Below are 23,797 nucleotides of genomic sequence, written 5' to 3' on the forward strand. Positions count from 1 at the left end.
GTTCGTTCGTTGGGGCGGCGGAAGTAGGCTCCCAGCGCCGCAGAGTCAAGGGAAGAAGCAAAACCGGGCGAAAAAGGCCCGTTTACCGGGCGATCTCCGCCGCCTTGGCCACCCGCAAGAGGGTCGACTCGCCCATGTGGGGCGCCAGGATTTGGAGCCCGACCGGCAGATTCGTGCCCTCCCCGGAGGGGACGCTGCCCGCCGGCACGGAGATGGCGCAGAGCCCGGCCAGGTTCGGCCCGAGGGTGAAAATGTCGGAGAGATACTCGTGCAGCGGATCGTCGGCATTCTCGCCGATCTTCCGCGCCGGGGCGGGTGCCACGGGGGTCAGGATCGCATCCACCTGCCCGAAAGCCGTTTCGAAGTCCCGGCGGATCAGGGTCCGGACCTTCTGCGCGCGGGCGTAGTAGGCATCGTAGTAGCCGGAGGAGAGCACGTAGGTGCCCAGGATGATCCGGCGCTTCACTTCCGGCCCGAAGCCTTCCTCGCGCGAGCGCTGGTAGAGGTCCGCCAAGTCCTTCGGCGCATCCGCGCGCTTGCCGTAGCGGATGCCATCGAAGCGCGACAGGTTCGAAGACGCCTCGGCCGGGGCGATGATGTAATAGGTCGCCACCGCGTGCTCGGTGTGGGGCAGGGAAATGTCCACCAGCTCCGCACCCGCAGCCTGCAGGCGCTTGGTCGCGGCCTCCACCTGCTCGCGGACGGCGGGGTCGATGCCCTCGCCGAAGTATTCGCGGGGGATGCCCAGGCGCATTCCCGCCACGCCCTTGTTGAGGTCCGCAAGATAGTCCGGCACCGGCAGGTTCAGGCAGGTCGAGTCACGACGGTCCGGCCCGGCGATCGCTTGCAGCAGCAGCGCCGCATCATCGACCGACTTCGTGAGCGGTCCGATCTGGTCCAGCGAGGACGCGAAGGCCACCAGTCCGTAGCGCGAGACCCGGCCGTAGGACGGCTTCAGACCCACCACACCGCAATGTGAAGCCGGTTGGCGGATCGAGCCGCCGGTGTCCGAGCCGAGCGCGGCAATCGCCAGATCCGCCGCCACCGCCGCCGCCGAGCCACCGGAGGAGCCACCCGGGATCCGGGACAGGTCGTGCGGGTTGCGGGTCAGCTTCAGCGCGGAATTCTCGGTCGCCGAGCCCATCGCGAACTCATCCAGATTCGTCCGCCCGAAAAGCACCGCCCCAGAGGCCTTCAGCAGCTCCGTGACCGTCGCGTCGTAAGGGGCGGTGTAGCCGCTGGCCAAGAAGCGCGAACCGCAGGTGCAGGGATGGCCGATGACGTTGATGTTGTCCTTGATCGCGATCGGGATGCCGCCGAGCGGTTTCGACAGGTCGGCCTGTGCCGCCATAGTGCGCGCTGCCTCAAGGTCTTGCGAAAGGTAGGAGCCGATCTCGCCGTCCTTCGCGGCAATCGCGGCCGCGAGGTCCTCGACGATATCGACGGCGCTGATCTCGCCGGCTTGCAGACGCTGGCGCAGCGCGGAAATGGTGGATGTGGACAGGGACATCGGGGAAAATCTCAAATCTCAGATTTCAAATTTCAGATCGCTGGGCCTCAGGCATCCGCGATCACTTTAGGCACCCGGATCTGCTCTTGGGCCCGGTCGGGGGCATTCGCCAGCACCGCCTCCTGCGGCAGGCTCGGGCGCGGCTCGTCCTCCCGCATCACGTCATACACCGGGGCGGGGTAGGAAGTCGGCTCGATGCCCGTGACATCAAGGGCTGCCAGCGATTCCGCGTGGCCCAGGATGGCATCGAGCTGGCGCTGGAAAACCTCGCATTCCTCGGCGCTGAGTTCCAGCCGGGCCAAGGCCGCGACGTAGCTGACGTTGATGTGTTCGGTGGCCATCGGCGGCGGATTGGAGAGGAAAGCCCCGGCCGGGGCAAGGATTGCGAGCAGCCCGGCGCGACATCCCCGCTTGAGGCCATTCGAGGGACTTGTCAGCGCCGCATGGCGGGCTAGGGTTTCCGGCATGCGTTTTTCAATCCTCCTCGCCACGGCATTCGCCGCCATCACGCTGCACGCCTGGGCAGGCACGCCCAAGCAGGCTGCGGGGATCCGCGAGGCCTATGACCGCGACTTCCAGCTCTGGGTGCTGAAGTTGAAGGTCGCCCAGACTTCCGAGGAGCGGTCGAAGGTGGCCGCAGCCCGCCCGGATGTGGGACCGCCCGCGCGTGAAATGTGGGCGGCGATCCAGACGAACCTCGCGGAGGACTGGACTTTGGATTCCGCCGCTTGGCTGCTGCGGGTGACCGCCGGCCAGCAGGTGAAGGACGCGAATGGCAAGCCACTGGTCAGCACCGTTTTCCCGGAGATCCGCAAGGCGATCGAGGCCCGCCACCTCGGCAGCAAAAACCTGACCGCCTTCTGCATGGCGGCGGTCGCCGCAGACGATCCAAACGCGCTGCCGCTGCTGGAAAAGATCGAGCGCGATAGCCCGGATAAGAAGACCCAGGGCGTGGCTGCGCTCGGTGCCGCGATGCTCCTGAAGAATCTCAGCGACGAGCCGGAAGTCATGCGCCGCCGCCTGACCCTGCTGCGCAAGTCGATCATCGAGAGCAGCGAGATCGAGATCAACGGCGTGAGCGTCGCCAAGATGGCGGAGGACGAACTCTACATCATTCAATTCCTCAGCAAGGGCCGCGTCGCGCCGGACCTCGAAGGCGTCGGCTCCAGCGGCCAGCCGATGAAGCTCTCCGAATACAGCGGTAAGGTGGTGGTGCTGCTGTTCTGGCGCTTCGAGGAAGACACCAATGGCCAATTGGTCGAAATGGTGCGTCTGATGAAGGAGCGCTTTGCCGGCAAGCCCTTCGAAGTCGTCGGCGTGAACCGTGATGCCCAGGCCCAGCTCGCCGATTTGCAGTCCACCCGCGGGATCAAGTGGCCGAACTTCTCCGACCCGGACAACAAGCTGGGTGCGCAGTACCGCGTGGCCTCATGGCCGCTCGCCTACGTGATCGATGGCAGCCGCAAGATTGCTTACGTCGGTGGAGTCAGTTCCTTCGTCGAGCTCACGGCCGCGGCGCTGCTAGAGGATAAGAAGTAGCCCGATAAGGAGCAGCGACCTTACTGTCGCTGGCGCTGGTCGAGCGAAGCAGCTCTTGGGGACCGCTCGGGGGACACTTCGCCTACTTTCCTTCCTCGGTAACCTCTCCAGTCGGGAGGCTCTTGCCAATGACGACCAACACGCTCCGCCCCGAGGGATAGCGCACCACCGCACAAGTACCGGCGGCAAGTTGCATGGCCATCTTGGTCGTCGTCCCGCCATCTTCCGAAGACTCGATCCGGAGTTCCGGAAAGCCCTCCCCGGCGTTCTCCAAGCGGGCGCTGATATCGATCTTCTCTCCCTTCCAAGCGATGCCCTCCGCCCCACTCCCGACTTTCCCCTGAATCGTCGCACCTTGCCGGAGCGCCTTCTCAAGAAGCTGGCAGGCAATCGTCTTGGACATCATGCCTCGCACTAGAGGCACTCCTAGCTCGGCGGCTGACTCGCCGGGCACGACAACGACATCCGCCACGAAGTCGGCGGGAATCGGCAGGATCCCCAGTTCGCCGGCGCGCAACTCCAGCATGGACTTCGCCTTGGCGGCGAAGTCCGTGGGCCGGCGGCTCGCCTTTCCCTCATCACTACCGGCCGCCATGGAATCGCCGGACTCGGTGGAGGAGGACGACCCCTTGCTTGACGCCCGGCTGCCTGCCGCATTCACGGCGGCCAGTTTCCAAGCCACCGGGACTAGTAGCAGCGCTAACAGAAGGCAGATCAGAAGGACCCAGGACCGTTTCATCACGACAACCAAGATGCGAGGGCTGGGCCGGAGCCATCAAGATTCTTTATCCGTGGTAATCTGTGTTCATCCGTGGTTCCTCCTGCCTTTGGTGAAAAGTCGCTCCGTTTTCTGAAGGCCATCGCCTCTTTGTTCAGACCGCGGGGCATTCGGATTCCCGCGGCGCTCAGCGCGTTTCACCGTCCTCGTCCTGGCAGCCGATGAGCCCGGCGGCCTCGCGTTCCAGCACGCGCGCGATCGACCAGTCGAGCCACATCCCGGTGCCCTGGCCCCGCGGATAGACGACGTCGCGATCGTAGGGGGCGGCCAGCAGCGCCCGCGCCCGGGCCAGTTCGATATTTGCCTGGGCTGTCTGGCCGAGCTGTCGCGTGGCCATGGCAGCTATCGCGTGAATCGAGGCAGTGCGCGCTTCGTTTGAATCCGGGTAAGACCAGCACTTCGCGCACCATTCCAGAGCCCCTTGGGAATCGCCGCTGCGGTAGGCCAGCATCGCGAGCGAGAGGGCGGTGAACGCACTCTGATAGGCATCCATGCTCTGGGGATGGGTGGGTGCGGAAAGGATCATGGTCAGCCTTTCCGCGTGTGGCTGCATCCGCGCCAGCAGCGCCTCGTCCGCTGGCATCAGCAGGCAGGCTTTGAGCAGGTGGCCGACGGCGGTCGGGTCCTCGATTTTCTCGCTGCGGTCGATCACGTCGCTGCGAAAGCGCTGGTAGTCGGCATATCTTCCCGCTTCCACCAAGGTAGGCCCGACGGAGATCAGCATCATGCTGGATTGCGACACTGGCGCTGGGTCACGTCGGTTGGCTTGCAGGAACATGGCGTAACAGTCGGCAGCCATGTTCGTGCGCTGGCGAATGGCATTCCAGTCGCCCAAGGCGAGGAATACGTTCGCCGCCTCCCGCGAGGGATCGATCGATGCCAGCGGCGTTTCGAGCAGCAACTGGTCGGCCTCCTCCATCCTGCCCTCGGCCAGGCGCATGGCCGCGAGCGAAACGGATTCGCGGGCCTTCGACTGCTGGAGCATGTGGGCCTCGTTGGCGCGGGCTGCTTCCGCGGTTTCACGCAAGCTCACTTGCACTTGCCGCGCCTCGCGCTCGCGCACGTAGAACCAACTGGAAACTGACAAGCCCGCGACCAAGGCCAGGGTCACGGCCGCGGCCGCCGCGAATACCAGCTTGTGGCGCCGCAAGAGCTTGCGGAGCAGGTAGACCTTGCCGGGCGGACGGGCTGACACCGGCTCATCATTCAAAAAACGCCGCAGGTCCGCAGCGAGGCCATTGACGGTATCATAGCGACCCGCCCGTTCCTTGGCCATCGCCTTGGCGACGATGCCATCCAGGTCACCCCGCACCGCAGTGACCAGGGTGGCGGCAGTGCAGTCCCGCGCCGTCGCCACCTCCGCGAGTTCCTCCGTGCCAAGTCGTGACAGCACCAGCGAGGGGGCGGGAGGCTCTTCCTCCCGCAGGATTCGCAGCATCTCGAACAGGCCTGCCCGGCTCAGCCGCTTGCCATCGAAGGGCGTCCGGCCGGTGAGCAATTCATGAAGCAAGACGCCGAGGCTATACACGTCGCCGCGGGTATCCGGGTCCTGCCCGCCTTCCGCTTGTTCCGGGCTCATGTAGGCCGGGGTGCCGATGAGTTGGCCGTGGGTGGTGGCGTAGGTTTCGTCGCTCAGCCTGGCTTCCACCGCGCGCGAAATCCCGAAATCGATCACCTTTGGCAGCGCCGCTCCGTCTTGGTCCGAGACCAGCACGTTCGAAGGCTTGATGTCACGGTGGATGATGCCCTTCTGGTGCGCATGCTGGATCGCTTGGCAGACTTGGATGAACAGCTCCAAACGCTGCCGCAGCCCCAGGCGCTTCGTGTCACAGTGGCTGGTGATCCTATCCCCGAACACCATCTCCATCACGAAATAAGGCCGGCCGCTGTCCGTCGCACCGGCATCGAAAACCCGTGCGATTCCCGGATGATCCATCAGCGCCAGCGTCTGCCGCTCCGCTTCGAAGCGGGCCATCACGCCGGCACTGTCCAGCCCGGAGCGGATCACCTTCAGGGCCACCCGCCGTTGTACCGGTTCGAGCTGTTCCGCCATGTACACCACCCCGCAACCGCCTTCGCCGATCCGCTCTAACAGAAGATAGCGGCCGACCCGCGAACCCGGGGCATCCTCGACCGGATCAAGCTGGCAAGACAAGGCACCGCTCTCCATCTCCTCCGCCACCTCGAAGCTTACCGCGGCACGCTCGATCGCGGCGTTGCGGAAAAAGGCCTCGGCGAATTCCTGCTCCTCCAGCCACTCCGTGACGCGGGTCACACGTGCGGCATCAGCGCTCACGCCGCAGGCCATGGCCAGGAAAACCTGGCGGGCCTCCGCATCGTCAATGGCCGACGCGGCCTCGAACAGGGCCTTGTCGATCTTTCTGGAGGCGTCGCCGTTCATGGTTCCCGCATCGGCAGCGTCGGAGTGGCGTTCCTCTTCAGGGGCGCGGCTGGTCCGGCCAGCTCGCGCATGATTCGCATCAGGCAAACCTTGGCAAAGGCCCAGCGGCCCTCGACCGTGAATTCGCTGATGCCGAGCGTGAGGGCGGCATCCTTGTTGGAAAGCCCGCAGAAAAACTTGAGCATCACGATCTCCGCGCTCTCAGGATCATCGCCTTCGAGCCGCTTCAGGCCCTCGTCCATCAGCAGCAGGTGCTCGCCCGGCTCCACCGCCGCGGGATCGAGGTGCGCAAGATCCTCACGCAAGCAGCCGCCGGCTCCTTCGGGCGATGACTTCCGGCGGGCGTGGTCGACCAGAATGCGGCGCATCGCCACCGCTGCGCTGCGATAAAATTGGCCGCGGGATTCCCACTTCTGCCCGCTACGGTTGAGCCGCAGCCACGCCTCGCGAACCAAGTCAGTCGGCTCCAGGGTCTGCCCGGCGGCCTTGTCGGCCATCTTCGCCGCTGCCATCGCGCGCAGCTCCTCATGGACCAGCTGCAGGAGCTGCTCGGAGGGCGGCTCTCCGCTGGACTCGGGAGCCTGCGGGCTTGGGTTGGGCATGCCCGAAAAATAGCGGAGATCCGGCGTTCGGCCAGCCTTTGACCCGGCATAAAATGGGCGGGAAAACGCGCTTCAGCCCTCCATCAATTCCGCCGCCAGCCAGCGCTCGAAGGCAGCATGATCGTTCAGGTCGTACTGCCAGGAGCGGAAACCCCAGCGCTTGCCGGTCTCGATGTTCGGGCCCAGGTCGTCGATGTAGCGCGTCTCCTTCGGCTTCAGCCCATGCTCGCGGATCGCGTATTCGTAGATCCCATCGTGCGGCTTGAGGCCCTTCGCCTCGTGGGACAGCACCGCGCCGCTGAAGTGTTTGAAGATCGGGTAATTCTCGAAGATCCAGGGGCAGTGGATCCCGTTGGTATTCGAAAACAGGATCAAGCGGTGCCCGCCGGCGGCCAGGCTCTCCACCACCCGCCACATCGGCTCGTTCGGCGTGAAGATATTCCGCCAGGCATGCAGGAAATGCTCCTCCTCGATCTCCGCAGCCAGTTGGCCGATCGCCCAAGGGATATACTCCGCGTTGGAGATCGCGCCGCTTTCGAAGTCGTCCTTCTTCTCCAGCAGGGTGGCCAGCCGGGTCTCGACATTGTCGGTCCCCGGCGGCAGCAGAGCCGCGAGCGAGCGCTCGAAATGGAAATCCAGGAGGACCTTGCCGATATCGAAGAGGAAAGTCATGCGAGGCGGCAGACTGGGGCAGGGCAGACGGGCTTCCAAGCGCCAATCCGGCCCGGGTCAGATGGCAAAATGCGGAAATGCTGCCACCCGGGCATTAGCGCTCGATTGACTCTCTATCAAATGCTTGTTCATTTGGCTCCCGATGCCCAGCCAGCCCTCTCCCCAGTTGCCGGACGAGACGATCTCGGCGTGGCTGCGCGCCCGCCGCGGGCATTTCGACGAACTCGTCGCAGGGGTGGAGGACTACGCGATCTTTATGATGAGCCGCGAGGGCATCATTCTCGATTGGAACCGCGGCGCGGAACGGCTCAAGGGCTACACGGCGGACGAGGTAATTGGCCGCCATTTCACCCTGTTCTATTCGGATGAGGACCGCGCTTCGAAGTTCCCTGATGAAGAGCTGAGAATTGCTTCAGCGGAGGGGAGCTTCTCGATCGAGGGCTGGCGCTACCGCAAGGACGGCTCGCGCTTCTGGGCCTCGGTCACGATCACCGCGATCCGCTCGGAGGGCGGTGAGGTGGAGGGCTTCCTCAAGATCACCCGCGACCTCACCGAGCGGAAGGCCGCCGAGGAGAAGCTCCGCCGCAGCGAGGAGCACTTCCGCTTGCTGCTGGAAAATGTGGTGGATTACGCGATCTTCATGCTCGATCCGGAAGGCCACGTCATGACCTGGAACTCCGGGGCGCGGCGGATCAAGCAGTACGAGGAAGAGGAGATCGTGGGGCGCCACTTCTCCATCTTCTACCCGCCGGAAGCGATTACGATCGGCCTGCCGGGTGCCCTGTTAGGCAAGGCGCTCAAGGAGGGCCGCGCGGAAGACGAGGGCTGGCGCGTCCGCAAGGATGGCACCCGCTTCTGGGGCAATGTGGTGATCACCGCGCTCTACGATGGGAGCGGCGAACTCCATGGCTTCACCAAGATCACGCGCGACATGAGCGACCGCCGCCAGGTGGAGCAACTCCGCGAAACCGGCCGCCGCAAGGATGCCTTCCTCGCCACGCTGGCGCATGAGCTCCGCAATCCACTGGCACCGATGTTGCCCGGCGTGGAGCTGATCCTGAATGCGCCCGGCGATATCGCCGCGGTAAGCGGCGTGGGCGAAATGCTCAAGCGCCAGGTCGACCAGATGGCCCGCTTGATCGATGACCTCCTGGATATGTCCCGCATCACCGCGGGCAAGATCAACCTGCGCCGGGCGGTCCTGCCGCTGCGCCAAGTGGTGGACATGGCGGTGGAGGCGGTCACCCCGCTTGTTGAAGAGCGCCAGCATCGCCTGACGCTCGGGCTTCCGGATGAAGCAGTGATGATCGAAGCCGATCCCAGCCGGATTTCGCAGATTATTTCCAACCTGCTTTCGAATGCGGCGAAGTACACGCCGCCGGGCGGGGTGATCGAACTCAGCGCCAGTTGCCTCAGCGAGTCGGTCTTGGAGATCAAGGTCCGCGACAATGGCATCGGGATTCCCAAGGCCTTGCAGCAGTCCGTGTTTGAGCTCTTCGACCAAGGCGCGAGCGGCTCGTCCGAGGGCCTCGGCATTGGCCTCACTCTCGTGCGCAACCTCGCGGAGATGCACGGTGGCAATGTCAGCGTCGCCAGCGAAGGGGAGGGGAAGGGCTGCGAGTTCACCGTGCGCCTGCCGGTGTTGGCGGGAAGCGATGCCACCATCGCTTCGGCCCTCGTGTTGGAGCCTTCGGTCCTGCGGAAGCCCGGACCGGCCCGCGTGCTGGTGGCGGACGATGGCCGCAGCGCCGCCGATATCCTTGCCATGTTCTTCCAAATGGAAGGCATGGAAACGGTGGTCGCCTACGATGGTGCCCAAGCAGTGGAAGCTGCCTCGAAATTCGCCCCGGACTTCGCCTTCCTCGACCTTGGCATGCCCAAGCTCGATGGCTATGAAGCCGCCCGCCGCATCCGCCGCATGTACCCGCGTGTCTTCCTCGCCGCGCTCAGCGGTTGGGGCGCTGCCGACGACCGCCGGCGCTCTGCGGAAGCGGGCTTCGACGTGCACCTGCTCAAGCCCGCCAAGCCGGATGACTTGCGCGAAGTGCTGCGCGGGCATGAGGCTCCGAGCTTGTCGTCTTGAGCCAATCGGGACCGCGGCTTTGAAAGCCGCACGAACCACCTCGCGACTTTCCTCCGCATGTGACGAAGCCGCCACCTCTCCGTCCCCCACTTGCAAGCTTCTGCACCTTCACCTAGCACGCCGGGGGTGCGGAGATTTCTCGATACCGTTCTGGATTACCTGCTGTGGCCGCTCCTGTTTGGCGGAGCGGTCACACTGATGGCCTACGGCACCGCGCTGGGCCACGGCACCCTGGCCTTCAATCTCACCTACCTGCTCCTCGCGCTGCTGCTCTGCGTCCTCGAGCGGATCCGGCCGCATGAGGAAGACTGGCACCACTCCGACGGCCAGGAGATCCCCGACCTCGCCCATACCCTGCTCACGAAACTCTCCGTGCAGGTGCTGATCATTTCCGCCACCGCCATCGGCCTCGCCAAGAGCATCGGCGATCAACCCAGCGGCGGCATCTGGCCGAACCATTGGCCGATGTTTTTCCAGGTCGTGCTTGCACTCGTCGTCGCCGAATTCGGCCTCTACTGGGCCCACCGCGTGGCCCACGAATGGATGCCGCTGTGGCGCTTCCACGCCGTCCATCACAGCGCGAAAAAACTCTGGTTCTTCAATACCGGCCGCTTCCACTTCATCGATACCTTCAAGAGCATCGTCTTCACCGTGCCCTGCACCGCCCTCGCCGGCGCGCCCGGTCCGGTCATGGTCCGGGTCGGCGGCATCACCGCATTCATCGGGATCCTTACCCACTGCAATATCCGCATGCGCTTCGGGTGGTTGAATTACATCTTCAACACGCCTGGCCTGCACCGCTGGCATCACTCGATGGACCTCCGCGAGGGCAACAAGAACTACGGCGAAAACCTCGTCCTCTGGGACCTGATCTTCCGCACCTACTTCAACGACCAGGCCCGCCGCCCCCCGAGTGAAATCGGCATCCGCGAGGCCATGCCCCAGACCTTCTTCGGCCAACTCGCCGCGCCCTTTTACTGGAAGCGATATCAGGCCGCGCAGAAGAAACTGCGGAAGCAGAAGAAGACGACTGAGGCTTCGTAGGTGCTCGGCCTCGTTATTGGGAGTGTCCAACCACGAATGAGAGATCCAGTTCGGAACTAATTTTCCTGCCTTTCATCCGTGTCCATCTGTGCCCATCCGTGGTTCCTTCCGCCTCTAACGAAAAGTCACCCGGGTTGTTGAAGTTGGTATAACCGATCGATCCAATTTCCACGGACCCCATCGATACTCAGTAACATCCATAGCGCCCATAGTGGCCTCGATACCCATACCCATAGCGATAGGGCACGGGCCCGTAGTAGTAGCCCGGACCGTAGTAGGAATGGTGATTATGCCCGAGCGCGTAGCCGAGCAGCCCCGCGGCCGCCACGCCGGCGATTGCCAAGCCGGGATCGACGCCGCTGCGATAGCCGTAGCCGTAGGGCGGGGCTTGAGGAGGGGCCGGCTGCTCTGGCCCGGGAACTTGATAGCCCTTCGCATCCGTATAGGCGGGGGCCGACTGGTAGCTGCGAGGGTAGGCCGCGGAATAGCATCCGATGCTCGAGGCGCAGAGCGCGACCAGCACCGCCGCTCCCGCCACCCGCAGCCCGGGTAAATGCTTTTTCATCCTCCCTTATTCGTTCCTCAGCCGCTGGGATTCAACTCGAAATTCAGGCTGCCGGCCAAGGGGAAAGCCCGTCTGGAATGGCGCTATATGGAGTGCGGTGGCACGACACCGCTTTGGCTCCGGGTTGGTGACGTCGCGGCAAACGGCTCCGGATTGCCCAAGAGTGAGCTTGGCGATGGGCGCTTCGTTCACGCTGCGGGAAAGGGCTACGAATTGAAGAATGCCAGCGCCCCCGCAGCCAAAGCGGTGTCGTGCCACCGCACTCCATAAGACGCTCCCTGGATTCGGCACCTGCTGGAGCGCCCGGCCACGGAAACCGCCTCAATCACCACCCATTCGACCCGCCACCCTGCCGATCAGCTCCCGGGCCTCCGCCTCCGTCCCATAGATCTTCGGAATCACATTCCTCACCCGCTCCGCGATTCCCCGGAGCATCTCCGCCGCCTTGGCCGAGACCGCGGCATCGCTCACCGCCTTGTCCTCATCGCCGTCCTTCGCCGCCGCGAAGTGATTGGCCAGCTTTGAGTCCAGTTCGATGGCGCGCAGCTTGTCCACCATCCTCACTCGCCGCCGCAGGACCACCTTGCCGTCCTCACCCTCCCGCGGCATCTCCAACTTCTCCCAGAACTCCTGACAGAGCCGCGACTCCGGTCCGATGCTTCCTATCGGGGTCTCGACGACCTCCGCCAGGAAGGTCCGCTTCCGCACGATCGTCAGCAGCGCGACTCCCAGGCCATCCGCCATCTCGCGGATCTCCGCGACCCGCGCCGCGACGTGCGGCTTCTTGAGCAGGGCACTGCCATTGGCTTCTGCACCGTGTCCGCCTGCGCCGAGATAACCTGCCTCGCCGTAAGCTCGCGGGGCGCCTAGTCCCTGCGCCACCAGTTGGGCGAATTTCTCCTGCTTTGGATTGAGTCGTGTTTGCTTGTCTTTCATCTCTGGTCTCCGGGGATTCCTTGCCCTCAGGCTGGCCAGATTGGCGGATGGCACCGCTGGTTGGACACGGGCGCATCTTTGGGGGGCGCTGGGGCGTTGCTCATCGGAACCAGCGAAAACGCCTGCGATCCGCCATCGCACCTGCATTTCACATCCCCGCCATCGCAGTTTCATCATCCGGAGCCAGCTTCCCTCTAGCTCCGCTTTACGGGGCTCTTATGAAGCGCCTCCTCATCCCTGCTTTCTGCCTGTTTGCCGCGGTGGTCTCCGCCAGCGCCAGCGAATCCCAGCTCACCCTCACCTGGCAGCCATTGAGCGGCATGGGTGCCGGCGGGATCCGGATCTGCCAAGTCCCCTGCGATGACTTCTACGGAAACGGCGGCACAAGCACGGTGGTGAGCCTGATCTCCGCGGCCTATGCCCCGCCAAGCAACAATCCCAAGCTGCGCAGGGAGGATATCAACTTCGCCTCCATGAGCGGCGTGAAGTTCCAATCCACGGACAGCTACGAGGAAAAGCAGGAGCTGGTGATGGATGCGACTCAGTTTCGCCCCCTCAAGGACTACGGGATCTCGCGGGAGGAGATCATCCGCGCCTGCCTCGAGTGCCTGCGCCGCTGCCTGCACGAAAAGGTGATGAAGGTCCCGCTGACGCTGAAGGCCGCAGACTCCGACAAGGCTTGGCTGGAGCCGATCATCGCGGAGTTCAACAAGCACGACCGGACGAAGGTCTTCTACACGCAGCGGGAGTGAGCGCTGGCTTGGCGCTCCGGATTCCATTTCCCTCCATGAAACGCATCACCTTCTTCCTCTCATTGCTGCTTTCGCTCACCGGCAGCGCGCTGGCCGGGGAATCGTCACTGGCCAAGACCTGGCAGCCGCTGATGTCGCTGGGCGAATCGGGCCTCTATATCCGCGAGGTGACCTGCCACCAGTGGAACTACCCGGGCCCGGGTGCAGACATCCACCTGATCGGCGCGAGGAATGTGCCGCCGACCGATGACCCGGAGCACGCGAAGGAGGACATCAATCTGGCCTCCATCTACGGCCTGGTCTTCGAGATCGGCGGCGCGGATGACGCGAATCCGGAGGTGACCCTGAATACGACCAAGATGAAGGCGACGTCGGAGGATGGCCAGGAGTGGCGCGTGAGGGTGCTACGCGCTTCGCTGGAATGCGTGCGCCGCGTGGCGGTGGAGCACAAGCTGAAGAAGGTGCCGCTGGCACTGAAGGCGAACGACGCGGACAAGCCCTGGTTGGAGCCGATCATCGCGGAGTTCAACAAGCATGACTTGAGCAAGCCGTTCGCAGAGCGACCGGACAAATGATCTCGGCGTGCGTGTCGGAGCTCAGGAGCATCTGCCTAGAACTCCCCAAGTGGAATCCGGCGCGGATGTTAAAATGCGAAGCGCCTCCATAGGGCCAAAGGCCCGCCCCATACCAGCCTAGGGCGATAGCCCTAGGAACCGGACCAAACAAGAATCCAGAGGGCTGAAAGCCCGATCCAAGCTGCCGCTGCCTGTCTAACAGATTCAAATTTCAAGGACGGACCCCATCAACGCATCGCTCACCGTCAGGACCTGCCGCCCATTGTCCATGTTCTCATGGGTTTTCCTTCTTCGGATTCTGCTGCTGTCGCTCCTCGAGAGCCTTGGATTCTTCTTCCGTCAGGGTTCGGACTTGCGGCGTCGCCCAAGCTTCATCCGCGGTTTTCGTGGTGGGCACCAGGACCAGGCCGGCACCGGCACGGAGGAAGTTCGCCTTGCCCGCGATGTAGAGGTCGAGCTTGCCCTCGTCATGAATCTTCAGTGCATCCGAACGCCAAAGAGTCAGAACCCCGTCCACCTGCCGCGCGGCCCACTCACCTTGGAGCCCGGGAATCTTCTCATGCTTGAGCACGATCTTGTCGCCGTCCGTGCTGTAAGTGCCGGCCAGCGGATACTTCAACTCGTCACCCGCAATCTTCGCATCCGAGCTGAACCAGTAGCGGAACTTGCCACCCTTGAGCTCAAGCACGATCGAGTGATCTCCGTAGGTCACAAACACGCCGTCGGCAGGAATGGCGGGTGCAATCTTGGCTTGGTCAGCAGCGGCAGCCGGGAAGATCATCCCGATCGCGAGGATTGTGGCTTTCATCGAGGGGTAGACCCAAAAGGGAAGATCTCCTTAGGAATCTCCTTGGGAAAAACCATTCCTTGAAATGGATCAGTAGGAAGTTCAGTCCTGAATGGCACGTCGATGAGGTCCCCCGACGCATGGACTCGCCGAGATCAATGGAAGGGTTCAGGTGAAAATGCGAGAACTGACCCCCGCACGCGCTTCATCCGGTGTCATTCTTTGCTGACCCGGCTCCATCCGCCCAATCACGCGATTTTGCGTGAGAAAATCGCGCGTTTCATATGCTCCACGGTTTCCGTTTCCTCCTCATCCATCGAGGACAGGATCCCTGCCAAATCGTTCGCGATTTCCTTTCGCATGTGGGCCACCATTTCCATGCCCTTCGACGTGATGCGCACCATGATCTTGCGCCGGTCTTCCAAAGCATGGGTGCGTTCCACGTAGCCCAACTTCTCGATACGATCCACCAAACCGGTTGCGGCTGCGGTTGAGTGCCCCATCTTTTTCGCGATGTCCGTCATCGTCAGATAGTCTTCGCTGGAAAGATAGGTCAGCAGGAAGAATTGGGGATACGACAGGTTGCCGCGGTTCAACTCTTTCGAGAGGTTCAGGATGCAGCCGCGCTGGGTGAACAAGACGAAGTCTGCGAGACGGCCGGCATCAGCCTTGAACGAAGCACTCTGGGTGCCCGAAGGGATCAGTTTCATGGGGGGATGTTTGGGGAACCCTCCGCGGGGGTGGGGAGGGGAAAGCAATTGCTTGCTGACGGTCGGACCCTTCCAGAATTCCGGACTCGGCGATATTACGTAATCGCGTTGAAATGGGGATCGCGGCATCCGGCTACTCACCGACGGCAGACCCCATTCATGTTCCGGAATCGCTGGGGTCAGTCCTTGAATCTTGCAAAGCTGGCACCGACATCGTTCAGGAGTCGTCGAATTCAAAATTCAAGAACTGACCCCATCCACACGCATAGCAACCGTCCAGCAACCCCATGCCGGACAAATTCGCGGCTCCCAACGGGCAAGCAGCTTTTCAATTGCACTTCAACCACACCTCCGTCGCGCCCCTTGGAGCGCTTCTGAGGTTCTCTAACAAAATGCACCTCTACCTCTCATCGTATCTTATCGGCGATCAAGGGCACAACCTTGCGCACCTCGCACGAGGCAAGACTGCTCTGGTGGTTTCTAACGCACTTGATTTCTCAAATGATTCCGAACGCCTCAGGTCTGGAATGGGGCGGGAGCTTGGTCGATTGGCCGACCTCGGAATTCCAGCAGAGGCATTGGATCTCCGGGATTATTTCAGCTCCCCGAGCACCCTTTCGGAGAAGCTCGCTGCTGCTGGCATGTTGTGGGTGCTCGGAGGCAATACCTTCTTGCTACGCAAGGCGATGCACCTCAGCGGACTCGACCAATTGATCCATAGCAAGGTTGACGACGAGCATTTCCTCTACGGAGGCTACAGCGCTGGTATTTGTGTTCTTTCCCCTTCGTTGAGAGGCATTCACCTGGCTGATGAACCGGAAGCTCAGTCCTACGGATATGAGCACCCCACCATATGGGAAGGACTTGGCCTCATTGACTACTATATTGTGCCTCACTACAGATGTGACCACTTTGAATCCGAAAGCATGGAGGCTGTCGTGGACTACTACCGTGAGAATGATCTTCCGTATCGAGCAATTCCGGATGGCGAAGTCATCCTCGATGCAACGCACAACAGAGAACAAACCCTTGCTCCTGACGCCTCGGTCGGTGGGTCAGTCCTTGAATCTTGAGAGGTCGGCACCACTATCGTTCACGAGTCGCCCAATTCAAAATTCAAGGACTGACCCCATCCAAAGGACTTCAAGAAGGGTAAACCTTGGAAAAAGAAGCGGGGGCTCGACTCTTTCCCTAATAATGGTGGTGAGGGTCTATGGAGTGGCTTAATTTCGATGAGACCGAAAATAAATTTTAATATGAATCGTAAAATCTTTTTAATTGGGGCTATTGCGGCAAGCGGATTGCATGCTTTTGCACAAGATTCGGATCAAGTCTTGCGGGAGAGTTATGTTTCGTCCGCGAAGAATATGGCCTGCAGGGGGATTGTGGAGGGGGTTGTCAAGGACTTCGAAGGAAGGCCAGAGAAGGCAAAGAGATGCCTGGTGATGTCCGCTGAAGGTCATCTCGACTTTCAATGGGTTGTTTGGGTTACCGATGTGGGGGGTGTTCGAGTTGCGGGAAGTTTTAGTCCTTCGGAGAATCGGTGGCATGTAATATTAGGTAAAAGTAAACAGGGTGAAAGCATAATAAAATCCGTGATTGATTCAGTTGATAAAATTATCGCTGAAAAGCCGGAGGAGGGAAGTTCTGATGATATTCGAAAAAGTGGAATTAAAATTTCGATCCGTTCTTTTAATGGTGATAAGGCCGACTTTATTCCTTTATGGGATATGAAGGATTCACAGGAGAATCCGCAATGGTTGGAGGCGAAAAAACTAGCGGAAAAGCTTATGGAGGGCAGCGATTGAAGGAATGCTATTGTTGTTGTGTAAACGTTACCTAAGCTGCCGTGCGGTTGGCGCTGCTCCGGGCACCTCCATCGTCGCAAGAATTGCTGCGACGATGACGAGCTGCCTTCCGGTAGGGCTGCCTGGCCTCAGGCAGCCGCGGGCGATCCGCGAGGACCTCAACAATCTACTAAGCTCTCGGATGCCCCGACCGCTCGCGGAGCGCTGAAGCCGGCGCGCGCTACCGAAAGGCAGCCTACCGAAAGCCGCCCAAATTTAGCGCCATTCAGGACTGACCCCATCGGCGAATTTCGGTGAATGACCCATTACTCCACACATCTGCGGCCACCGCAGATTGAAACATCAAACCAGCAGCACCTTATGATCAAAGCCTCCTTCAGTCAGCTTCAGATACAAATGGAATGAGTAATTGGCGAATGGCCAGTTCCCTTTGACCCTGCAGTCCCCCGCACCTGGAAAGGACCATTGCAGGAGATGCAAGTAGCCGTCCGCAAGCAGATCCGCTGAGACTCCCCTGGCGCTCGGGTGATCATAGTCCAGGAAGGGCAGCCCGCCAATCTTGTGCGGTACTCCGGTGCTCGGATCCTCGGGGTCACTCGTCTCTTGCCCGACCGTCACGCGATAGCCTTCAAGCTCCGACTGGAATGGAGAGGCCTCGGCCCGGGCGGCAGCGGGGTGAAACAGGCATTGAACGAGTTCGGAACCAATCGCCTTGTGGATATTCCGCGCGAAGAAACAGGGGTTCTTGTAATCCAGATAATCGAAGGCACAAAAAATCGACATTTCCTCAGTCCTGCCCTCGGAAATCGGGAAGGTCCCGAAATACTGGGTCCGCTCATTCGGGAATTCCGGGACAATGCCCAGGGGCGGCAGCCCGCCAATCCGGAAGCCAAGCGAGCTGTCACCCTCCGCAATATGCAGGGGCCAGCATCTACGGGCATTTGATCTTAAGCTCGTAAGCATAGTTGAGTGCCGTTCTGTAGATGGGATGAGCTTCCCCACCTCGCCGGTGCGATTCACCGCCGCTCCACCCGGGTGACGAGAACCTCGTTCACGAATGGGCATCGGCCTGCGACACGCGCCGCCCCTCCAGCAGGTCGCTCCGGCGGCGGGCCAGTTCGGCCAATTCCCCGGCAGTCTGGCTCAACTCAGGAACCGCGAACATCTGGTCGAGCAAATACGCGGTCATCTACTTCCGCTCCTCGGAAGTCCGCGTATCGATCATTCGTTTCAGATCCGCAGTGCTCATCGGCTGTATCGAGTGAGCATACCAATTGTCTGAAGTTTGTCGAGAAGTCGGCTGGCGGTAGGGCTGCCTTTCGGTAGGGCTGCCTGGCCTCAGGCCGCCGCGGGCGATCCGCGCGTACCTCAACCGTCTTCTACGCTCTTGGATGATCCCCACATCGCTCGCGGCGCGCTGAGGCCAGCGCGCCCTAGCGGGCCTTTGGCCCTGAAGAAGCCGTCACTAATCCTCTCTGCCAGGCTAGCCCTCTCCGCTCGTCGAGCTCTCTTCGCCCCGCTTCTCCAAGCGCTGCAAAATATGCCGCGCCGCGCTGATCGCCCCGGCATTCCTCCCGTGCGCCGCCAGCTTGCGTTTCATCGAGCGCCACAGCGTCGCGTTATCCGCCAGCATATCCGCCACCGCACTGCGCAAGGCCTCGGGACTCTCCGCCAGCATCCCCGCGCCGATCTTCTCTAACAGCCGTAGGTTGCCTTCCTCCTGCCCGGGCACGAGGTGATGCACCAGCATCGGGCAACGCGCCGCGATCGCCTCATGCACCGTCGCTCCGCCGGCCTTGCCGACGACGAGGTGGTGGGAGTTGAGCAGGGCGGGGACCTTGCGGGTCCAGCCCTTGAGCTTCACGCGGCCGGGGAAGGCATCCTTGATCTCCTTCGCCTTCTTGTAGAGGTGGCGGACATTCCGGCCCAAGACGATGGTGATCTGCGTCCGCGGCGAGGTCTGCAAAATCGCCTTCGAGATCCGGCGGACGTGCAGGCGGCGGCCGGTGGTGAAGTAGAGCACCTTGAAGGGCTCGCAGGGATCATCCGCGGGCACGGGCTCCATCCGCGAGAAGGCGGGATTGACCGGGAAGCCGGTATCGACCAGCCGCTCGGCGGGCACGCCGTCCTTGATCATCGCCTGGCGGGTGTAGGGATCGGAAACCAGCCACTCGCCGGTCGGGGCCTTGATCCAGGCGGCGTTGATCTCGATCGAGTCGGTGACGACGGTGTAGAGCTGGGGCGGATTCGGGTTTCCCTCCAGCAGGCGCTCGAGGAAATAGGGGTAGAGCGGGTAGGTGGAGACCACCGCGTCCGGCTTCCAGTCCGCGACCAGCTCGCCCAATTTGCGCTCCGGCTTGCGCATCAGCGGCATCCGCTGGCGGGAGAAGTCGACCTTGTCGGTGGAGAGGTAGACCCGGTACCAGAGCCGCGGGGCGCGGGTGGTCATGATCCGGTAACCCTTGCAGATCCAACGGGTGCTGACCGGCGCGCCGAGCATGCAGGGATCCGCCACCTGGGTCTCCGCGCCCGCCTCCTGGAGGGCCAGGGCCAGATTGCGGGCGGCGCTGTTGTGGCCTTCCCCGAAGGCGGCGGTGCAAATGAGAATCCGGGCTGGCATCGTCAGGCGTCGCCGCGCTTCTAAGGCAAAGGCAGGCATTGCGTCGAACGGCATTTGCAGCTTTTGTCCCCCCGTCCGAGATTTCATGCCCGACTCCGATCCCACCCCAAAATTGCGCGTCGTCGATGACGACGGGTCGGACGCGCCGCAATCGGTGGTGCGCTTGAAGCCACAGGGCGGCCCCGGCACGCCGGCACCCGCCGAGCCGAGCCTGAAGGTGGCGCCGATGCCCGCGCCGGCGGAAGCCCCGGAGCGTCTGGAGGTTGAGGGCCGTGAAAATTTCGACGGCCGCAGCATCGAGCCGGGGATCGAGGCGATCCTGGAGACGCCCGAGGAGCAGGAAAGCCTGGAGCAGGCATGGGGCGGGGAAGGCACCCGTCTCAAAGGCCTGCCCTACGGCTGGTTTGTCCTGATCTCGCTGCTGGTGCTGGGGGCGGGCGTCTGGTCCTTCCGCGCGATGCGCCAAGGCGAGGCCAAGGTGGAGCAAGCCCACGAAGGCGCGCGGGAAAAGGAGGCCGAGGACGAGCACGAGGATGCGGTGGCCCGCCGCCTGGTGGACGCCGTGGAGAAGACCGTCCGCGACTACCTGGCCGCGGATACCATGAGTGCGATCTTGCCCTTGGTGCGGGACCCGGAGCGGGTGAAGCCGCTGATCGAGGACTTCTGGAAGCGCAAGCCGCCGGTGAAGACGAAGTACCTGCGTCTCGGGCTGTTCCGGCCCGAAACCCTGGATGGCAAGCCTTTCTGGGTGGTTCAGGCGGAGGTCGGCGGTGGCCAGATGCAAAGCCTGCTGCTTGAGCAGATCGGCGACGACCAGGTGAAAGTGGATTGGGAGACCAACGTTTGCTACCAGCCGATCCCATGGGACCGCTACGTGAAGGGGCGGCCGACCGGGGCCATGGACTTCCGGGTCTGGATCACCCGCGATGTCCATTTCAGCCACGAATTCTCCGATAGCGGGAAGTGGCGCTGCTTCCGTCTCAGCACCCGGGATTCGGATGAAATGCTGTACGGTTATGCGCAGGCAGGCAGCGAGGTAGTGCGGGCGCTGGAAGCTTACTGCGACAGCGCGCCCGGCAATGTGGCGACCGCGATCCTGAGCTTGCGGGTGCTCGAACAGAGCGCTTCCCCGCGCGGCGTGGTGATCGAGAAGATGGTAGAACCGCGCTGGGTCAAGGTCGGTGCCCGGTCCGCTGAAACGCCTTGATTGCGGCAGGCCTTCCCGGCATTGCGGCCCGGCGCGACGAATCTTGCCCGTCCCTCCCGTAGAGTCATCCCCGCGCATTACGAGCCTATGCCATCAGAATCCGAGCCCGCGACCCAATCCGGCGAGAACAGCCCCGCGAAACCTGTGAGCGAGCGGCGCAAGGAGCTGAAGGGCGCCGGGATCGCCGTCGGCATTTTCCTGGTCTTCCAATACGCGGTCGCCCTGATGCAGCTGGCCGGTGGCTCGGGCGGGATGGACAACAAGTTCAGCCAGCTCGCGCGGAAGGATTACCTCAACTTCGTGATCGGCCAGAACCTGTTGGTGCTGATCGCTTATGCGCTGCTGTGGGTGGCGGGGATCTTCATGATCATGCCCGCGCTGGTGACCTGGCGGAAGCGGATGAAGTGGCGTGGCCGTGGCTCGGTGGTGATTCCCGCGCTGGTGCTGGTGGTGCTGGTGCACGGCTACTTCATGGTGCGGATGATCCACAGCCGCCCCTACTTCATGGGCGACGCCAAGTTCGGGAATTTCTACTGGGCGATCCTGAATGCCCCGCCGGAATCCCTGCGGCCGGCGGTGAATCTGGTGCTCTTCGACGTCCTGCCGTGGGCGGTGCTGGCGGTCGTGGGTGGCTGGTGGCTGCTGCGCTTCAAGCCGCGCACGCGGATCGCGCTGGTGGGCGTGCTGCTGCTGGCCACGGGCGGGATTGCCTGGGCGCTGGCCCCGCACAAGACCGGGGAGGGGACTACGGCGGATAAGAAGCGGCCGAATATCATCATCATCGGCTCGGACTCCCTGCGCGGTGACCGCCTGGGCTTCTCCGGTTACAAGCCGGGCCGCAGCGATGGCGCGGCCGCGGCGGGAGTCTCACCGAACATCGATGCCTGGGCCAAAGAAGCCGTGCGCTTCGAGCACTGCTACACGCCGATTGCCTCCACACTGGAGTCCGCCGTCACGGTGATGTCGGCGAGCTACCCGCACACCCACGGGATCCGCTACATGTATCCGGCCCAGGATCAGGTGAAGAAGACCCAGGCATCCATCCGCACCATCGGCAGTGTGCTGGCGGAGAAGGGCTACGACACCGCCGCGATCGGTGACTGGTGTGCGGGCTTCTACCATATGATGCCGCTCGATTTCCAGGACGTCGCTGTTTCTGACTTCGACAACTTCCGGATCTACATGAGCCAGGCCGTCTTCATGGCGCACTTCGTGGTGCCGCTGTATTTCGACAATCGCCTAGGATACGCGATCTACCCGCAGATCCACTCCTTCGCGCAATTCGTGACGCCCGCCGTGGTGACGCGGCGGGTGGAGGACAAGCTGGCGGAGCAGGCGAAAAGCGGACGGCCCTTCTTCTGGCACGTCTTCTACTCCTGCAACCATCTGCCCTACCGCTGCGCGGAGCCGTATAATACTATGTTCTCCGACCCGAAATACAAGGGGGCGCATCAGACCGGCGTCGCCTTCGACATCAATGAATTCGTCAAGGGCACCCAGATGGAGAACAAGCTCTCCGCGCTGCCGGAGGCCGATGTCCGCCAGATCCGCTCGCTCTACGACGGCTGCACCCGCCAGTTTGACACCTGCTTCGCCAGCATCCGCGAGGCGCTGCGCAAGAATGGCCTCGAGGACAACACGATCGTGGTGGTCACTGCAGACCATGGCGATGACCTCTACGAGCCGGGTGTGACCCTGACCCACGGCATGGGCTTCAATGGCGCGGATCATTGCTCGCACATCCCGATGGTGATCCGGGCTCCGGGCGTCTACCCCGCGGGAGTTTCCGAGCAGATCCGCAGCATCGACCTGGCGCCGACCTTGCTGGATCTGGCCGGGGTCCAGCCACCCGCCCAGTGGGAGGGCAAGTCGGTGGCGGGCTGGATGCGCGGCACGGACAAGCCTGCCGACCGGCCCTTTTTCGCCGAGACCAGCCTGCCGTGGATCCAGTTCAAGGTCCCGGGCATCGAGCGTCCGAAATTGCCTGGCGTGGAGGACATGGTGATCGTGGACGCCAACTACAATTATCAGTTCGTGGTCCTGCCCCAATACGACCAGCCGGTGATCAATGCGAAGCAGCGCTGCCTGCGGACCCGGGACTGGAAAGTGGTCTGCACCCCGTGCAGTGAGGGCAACCGGCACTTCGGGCTTTTCCACATCAAGGAGGATCCGGACAGCCGCCGGGACCTCTCCGCCGAGCGTCCGGAGGTGCTCGCGCCGATGCAAAAGGCGCTGGAGTCGTGGATCGACAAACGCGAGGAAACGCTGATCCCGGCGATTTTCCCCGGCGGAGAACCCTGATCCCGGCGGATTGCCGCTTGAGTTTCGCGCGCGGGCGGAAATGCTTCGGCCCGCTCCCCCGGCAAAAGTCCGCTCGTCTCCATGAAGAAATTCGCCCTGCTACCGATCGCCGCCCTTGTTTCCACCGCTACGCTCCACGCGCAGCAGGTTCCGAAATGCTTCGAGGGACTGCTGAAGCCCGGGGTGCCGGTGAAAGCCGAAGTGGTCGTGCCGACGCCGCCGCCGGAGCTGAACAAGTATGTTGCCAAGGTGGAAGCGGCTGCCCGCAAGAATCCCGATTGGTTCATCGAGTATTCCAAGACTGGCAAGAAGGGCGTGCCGCTGCCCTACGACGAACGCCTGGGACTGACCAAGGAGGAGTATGACGAGTATCTCAAGCTTTGGGCGAAGCGCGAGTTGCGCCCGACCGAGGGCGTGACACTGCTTCTGCGCTCCGAGCCGGAAGGTCGCTGGGCGCTGGGTTCCAGTGGCAGTGTGTTGCCGACGCTGGTGACGCTGAAATACGACTCGAAGGAGGACGCTTTCTCTTCGCCCAACGGCACTCTCAAGCGGATCGACGACGTGGCGGCCGATGTCAACAGCACCCTCGGTGCCTGGACTGGCGCGGAGTGGCGCTACCTGGCGGAAACCACGCTGGCGTCCACCAAGGAGAACGTGGCGGTCGGCAAGACCGGAGACGGCAAGTACGGCCTGCTGATCTACAGCTTCCAGGAAATCTCCGCGCAGGGTTCGCCGCTGGGCGAGCGCAAGTTCGTGATCCGCTTCCCGCTCGGTGCCGCTGGCATTATCGAGCCGAAGCCGGCAGCGACCCCGGCACCGGCTCCGGGCACCAAGCCCACGCCCGCACCCGCGCCGAAGCCGACCACCAAGCCGAAGAAGAAGTAAGGAATGCCCGGTGACCCGAGCC

23 protein-coding genes are annotated in these 23,797 nt (G+C 62.7%); 10 read left to right on the forward strand and 13 right to left on the reverse strand.

Features of this window, described 5'->3' with window-relative positions:
* Positions 1–82 precede the first annotated feature (82 nt).
* Both gatA and gatC read right to left on the reverse strand, forming a co-directional pair.
* Positions 83–1,510, reverse strand: coding sequence for an Asp-tRNA(Asn)/Glu-tRNA(Gln) amidotransferase subunit GatA (gene gatA, locus BV071_RS28835; protein WP_035614927.1), 1,428 nt, complete (start codon positions 1,508–1,510; stop codon positions 83–85).
* A gap of 47 nt (positions 1,511–1,557) precedes the next feature.
* On the reverse strand, positions 1,558–1,977 hold the full coding sequence (gene gatC, locus BV071_RS28840; RefSeq protein WP_265595022.1) for an Asp-tRNA(Asn)/Glu-tRNA(Gln) amidotransferase subunit GatC: 420 nt from the start codon (positions 1,975–1,977) through the stop codon (positions 1,558–1,560).
* On the opposite strand from gatC, the gene BV071_RS35940 reads away from it, so the two are divergent.
* Positions 1,976–3,049 carry a redoxin domain-containing protein gene (locus BV071_RS35940; RefSeq protein WP_035614929.1) on the forward strand — a complete coding sequence of 358 codons (1,074 nt, stop codon included), beginning with the start codon at positions 1,976–1,978 and terminating at the stop codon, positions 3,047–3,049. The two genes, gatC and BV071_RS35940, sit on opposite strands and share 2 nt — an antisense overlap.
* Positions 3,050–3,131: 82 nt before the next feature.
* On the opposite strand, the gene BV071_RS28850 is transcribed toward BV071_RS35940, so the two are convergent.
* The 4 genes from BV071_RS28850 to BV071_RS28870 form a co-directional block, all read right to left on the reverse strand.
* Entirely contained in the window at positions 3,132–3,788 is a 657-nt protein-coding gene (locus BV071_RS28850) for a hypothetical protein (protein ID WP_265595023.1), read from the reverse strand.
* 166 nt (positions 3,789–3,954) lie between these two features.
* Entirely contained in the window at positions 3,955–6,228 is a 2,274-nt protein-coding gene (locus BV071_RS28860) for a serine/threonine-protein kinase (protein ID WP_035614936.1), read from the reverse strand.
* The gene (locus BV071_RS28865) at positions 6,225–6,830 is read right to left on the reverse strand and encodes an ECF-type sigma factor (RefSeq protein ID WP_052574011.1); all 606 of its coding nucleotides are present in this window, start codon (positions 6,828–6,830) and stop codon (positions 6,225–6,227) included. The genes BV071_RS28860 and BV071_RS28865 overlap by 4 nt, the downstream gene beginning before the upstream one ends.
* 72 nt (positions 6,831–6,902) lie before the next feature.
* Positions 6,903–7,502 carry an HAD-IA family hydrolase gene (locus BV071_RS28870; protein ID WP_035614938.1) on the reverse strand — a complete coding sequence of 200 codons (600 nt, stop codon included), beginning with the start codon at positions 7,500–7,502 and terminating at the stop codon, positions 6,903–6,905.
* A 142-nt stretch (positions 7,503–7,644) separates the two neighbouring features.
* Here BV071_RS28870 and BV071_RS28875 point away from each other — a divergent pair, with 142 nt between their 5' ends.
* Both BV071_RS28875 and BV071_RS28880 read left to right on the forward strand, forming a co-directional pair.
* Positions 7,645–9,585 carry a PAS domain S-box protein gene (locus BV071_RS28875; RefSeq protein ID WP_052574012.1) on the forward strand — a complete coding sequence of 647 codons (1,941 nt, stop codon included), beginning with the start codon at positions 7,645–7,647 and terminating at the stop codon, positions 9,583–9,585.
* 126 nt (positions 9,586–9,711) lie between these two features.
* A complete protein-coding gene (locus BV071_RS28880; protein ID WP_035614941.1) occupies positions 9,712–10,629 on the forward strand; it encodes a sterol desaturase family protein in 918 nt (305 codons plus the stop codon).
* 187 nt (positions 10,630–10,816) lie between these two features.
* Here the strand turns inward: BV071_RS28880 and BV071_RS33900 are convergent, their stop codons facing one another.
* Positions 10,817–11,194, reverse strand: a complete 378-nt coding sequence (locus BV071_RS33900) for a hypothetical protein (RefSeq protein WP_052574013.1) — start codon at positions 11,192–11,194, stop codon at positions 10,817–10,819.
* A gap of 321 nt (positions 11,195–11,515) precedes the next feature.
* Positions 11,516–12,130, reverse strand: a complete 615-nt coding sequence (locus BV071_RS28895; protein ID WP_035614945.1) for a terminase small subunit — start codon at positions 12,128–12,130, stop codon at positions 11,516–11,518.
* A 218-nt stretch (positions 12,131–12,348) separates the two neighbouring features.
* Here BV071_RS28895 and BV071_RS28900 point away from each other — a divergent pair, with 218 nt between their 5' ends.
* A complete protein-coding gene (locus BV071_RS28900; RefSeq protein ID WP_035614948.1) occupies positions 12,349–12,882 on the forward strand; it encodes a hypothetical protein in 534 nt (177 codons plus the stop codon).
* 35 nt (positions 12,883–12,917) lie between these two features.
* A complete protein-coding gene (locus tag BV071_RS28905) occupies positions 12,918–13,457 on the forward strand; it encodes a hypothetical protein (RefSeq protein WP_035614951.1) in 540 nt (179 codons plus the stop codon).
* Positions 13,458–13,731: 274 nt separating this feature from the next.
* Here BV071_RS28905 and BV071_RS28910 read toward each other — a convergent pair whose 3' ends face one another.
* The gene (locus BV071_RS28910) at positions 13,732–14,265 is read right to left on the reverse strand and encodes a hypothetical protein (RefSeq protein ID WP_035614953.1); all 534 of its coding nucleotides are present in this window, start codon (positions 14,263–14,265) and stop codon (positions 13,732–13,734) included.
* 227 nt (positions 14,266–14,492) lie between these two features.
* Positions 14,493–14,954 (reverse strand): MarR family transcriptional regulator, encoded by a 462-nt coding sequence (locus tag BV071_RS28915; protein ID WP_035614955.1) that lies wholly within the window; start codon positions 14,952–14,954, stop codon positions 14,493–14,495.
* Positions 14,955–15,346: 392 nt separating this feature from the next.
* On the opposite strand from BV071_RS28915, the gene BV071_RS28920 reads away from it, so the two are divergent.
* Complete coding sequence (locus BV071_RS28920; RefSeq protein WP_035615055.1) at positions 15,347–16,027, forward strand: Type 1 glutamine amidotransferase-like domain-containing protein; 681 nt, start codon at positions 15,347–15,349, stop codon at positions 16,025–16,027.
* Between the two features lie 183 nt (positions 16,028–16,210).
* The gene (locus BV071_RS28925; RefSeq protein ID WP_035614958.1) at positions 16,211–16,762 is read left to right on the forward strand and encodes a hypothetical protein; all 552 of its coding nucleotides are present in this window, start codon (positions 16,211–16,213) and stop codon (positions 16,760–16,762) included.
* 342 nt (positions 16,763–17,104) lie between these two features.
* On the opposite strand, the gene BV071_RS28930 is transcribed toward BV071_RS28925, so the two are convergent.
* From BV071_RS28930 to BV071_RS28935, 3 genes are all read right to left on the reverse strand, one after another.
* The gene (locus BV071_RS28930; protein WP_035614959.1) at positions 17,105–17,545 is read right to left on the reverse strand and encodes a hypothetical protein; all 441 of its coding nucleotides are present in this window, start codon (positions 17,543–17,545) and stop codon (positions 17,105–17,107) included.
* Between the two features lie 268 nt (positions 17,546–17,813).
* Positions 17,814–17,951 carry a hypothetical protein gene (locus tag BV071_RS35945; RefSeq protein WP_265595024.1) on the reverse strand — a complete coding sequence of 46 codons (138 nt, stop codon included), beginning with the start codon at positions 17,949–17,951 and terminating at the stop codon, positions 17,814–17,816.
* A 294-nt stretch (positions 17,952–18,245) separates the two neighbouring features.
* The gene (locus tag BV071_RS28935) at positions 18,246–19,421 is read right to left on the reverse strand and encodes a hypothetical protein (RefSeq protein ID WP_035615057.1); all 1,176 of its coding nucleotides are present in this window, start codon (positions 19,419–19,421) and stop codon (positions 18,246–18,248) included.
* Between the two features lie 46 nt (positions 19,422–19,467).
* Here BV071_RS28935 and BV071_RS28940 point away from each other — a divergent pair, with 46 nt between their 5' ends.
* The 3 genes from BV071_RS28940 (at position 19,468) to BV071_RS28950 (ending at position 23,775) form a co-directional block, all read left to right on the forward strand.
* Entirely contained in the window at positions 19,468–20,589 is a 1,122-nt protein-coding gene (locus BV071_RS28940) for a hypothetical protein (RefSeq protein ID WP_035614961.1), read from the forward strand.
* Positions 20,590–20,676: 87 nt separating this feature from the next.
* Positions 20,677–22,890 carry a sulfatase gene (locus tag BV071_RS28945; RefSeq protein WP_035614968.1) on the forward strand — a complete coding sequence of 738 codons (2,214 nt, stop codon included), beginning with the start codon at positions 20,677–20,679 and terminating at the stop codon, positions 22,888–22,890.
* A gap of 81 nt (positions 22,891–22,971) precedes the next feature.
* Complete coding sequence (locus BV071_RS28950) at positions 22,972–23,775, forward strand: hypothetical protein (RefSeq protein ID WP_052574015.1); 804 nt, start codon at positions 22,972–22,974, stop codon at positions 23,773–23,775.
* Positions 23,776–23,797 lie beyond the last annotated feature (22 nt).

It is taken from the genome of Haloferula sp. BvORR071 (assembly GCF_000739615.1).
Lineage (GTDB): Bacteria > Verrucomicrobiota > Verrucomicrobiia > Verrucomicrobiales > Akkermansiaceae > Haloferula.

Excerpts from the sequence above, each read along its gene's own strand:
- gatA (WP_035614927.1), bottom strand. The coding sequence starts at position 1,510 with ATGTCCCTGTCCACATCCACCATTTCCGCGCTGCGCCAGCGTCTGCAA.
- BV071_RS35940 (WP_035614929.1), top strand. The coding sequence starts at position 1,976 with ATGCGTTTTTCAATCCTCCTCGCCACGGCATTCGCCGCCATCACGCTG.
- gatC (WP_265595022.1), bottom strand. The coding sequence starts at position 1,977 with ATGCCGGAAACCCTAGCCCGCCATGCGGCGCTGACAAGTCCCTCGAAT.
- BV071_RS28850 (WP_265595023.1), bottom strand. The coding sequence starts at position 3,788 with ATGAAACGGTCCTGGGTCCTTCTGATCTGCCTTCTGTTAGCGCTGCTA.
- BV071_RS28860 (WP_035614936.1), bottom strand. The coding sequence starts at position 6,228 with ATGAACGGCGACGCCTCCAGAAAGATCGACAAGGCCCTGTTCGAGGCC.
- BV071_RS28865 (WP_052574011.1), bottom strand. The coding sequence starts at position 6,830 with ATGCCCAACCCAAGCCCGCAGGCTCCCGAGTCCAGCGGAGAGCCGCCC.
- BV071_RS28870 (WP_035614938.1), bottom strand. The coding sequence starts at position 7,502 with ATGACTTTCCTCTTCGATATCGGCAAGGTCCTCCTGGATTTCCATTTC.
- BV071_RS28875 (WP_052574012.1), top strand. The coding sequence starts at position 7,645 with ATGCCCAGCCAGCCCTCTCCCCAGTTGCCGGACGAGACGATCTCGGCG.
- BV071_RS33900 (WP_052574013.1), bottom strand. The coding sequence starts at position 11,194 with ATGAAAAAGCATTTACCCGGGCTGCGGGTGGCGGGAGCGGCGGTGCTG.
- BV071_RS28895 (WP_035614945.1), bottom strand. The coding sequence starts at position 12,130 with ATGAAAGACAAGCAAACACGACTCAATCCAAAGCAGGAGAAATTCGCC.
- BV071_RS28900 (WP_035614948.1), top strand. The coding sequence starts at position 12,349 with ATGAAGCGCCTCCTCATCCCTGCTTTCTGCCTGTTTGCCGCGGTGGTC.
- BV071_RS28905 (WP_035614951.1), top strand. The coding sequence starts at position 12,918 with ATGAAACGCATCACCTTCTTCCTCTCATTGCTGCTTTCGCTCACCGGC.
- BV071_RS28910 (WP_035614953.1), bottom strand. The coding sequence starts at position 14,265 with ATGAAAGCCACAATCCTCGCGATCGGGATGATCTTCCCGGCTGCCGCT.
- BV071_RS28915 (WP_035614955.1), bottom strand. The coding sequence starts at position 14,954 with ATGAAACTGATCCCTTCGGGCACCCAGAGTGCTTCGTTCAAGGCTGAT.
- BV071_RS28920 (WP_035615055.1), top strand. The coding sequence starts at position 15,347 with ATGCACCTCTACCTCTCATCGTATCTTATCGGCGATCAAGGGCACAAC.
- BV071_RS28925 (WP_035614958.1), top strand. The coding sequence starts at position 16,211 with ATGAATCGTAAAATCTTTTTAATTGGGGCTATTGCGGCAAGCGGATTG.
- BV071_RS28930 (WP_035614959.1), bottom strand. The coding sequence starts at position 17,545 with ATGTCGATTTTTTGTGCCTTCGATTATCTGGATTACAAGAACCCCTGT.
- BV071_RS35945 (WP_265595024.1), bottom strand. The coding sequence starts at position 17,951 with ATGACCGCGTATTTGCTCGACCAGATGTTCGCGGTTCCTGAGTTGAGC.
- BV071_RS28935 (WP_035615057.1), bottom strand. The coding sequence starts at position 19,421 with ATGCCTGCCTTTGCCTTAGAAGCGCGGCGACGCCTGACGATGCCAGCC.
- BV071_RS28940 (WP_035614961.1), top strand. The coding sequence starts at position 19,468 with ATGCCCGACTCCGATCCCACCCCAAAATTGCGCGTCGTCGATGACGAC.
- BV071_RS28945 (WP_035614968.1), top strand. The coding sequence starts at position 20,677 with ATGCCATCAGAATCCGAGCCCGCGACCCAATCCGGCGAGAACAGCCCC.
- BV071_RS28950 (WP_052574015.1), top strand. The coding sequence starts at position 22,972 with ATGAAGAAATTCGCCCTGCTACCGATCGCCGCCCTTGTTTCCACCGCT.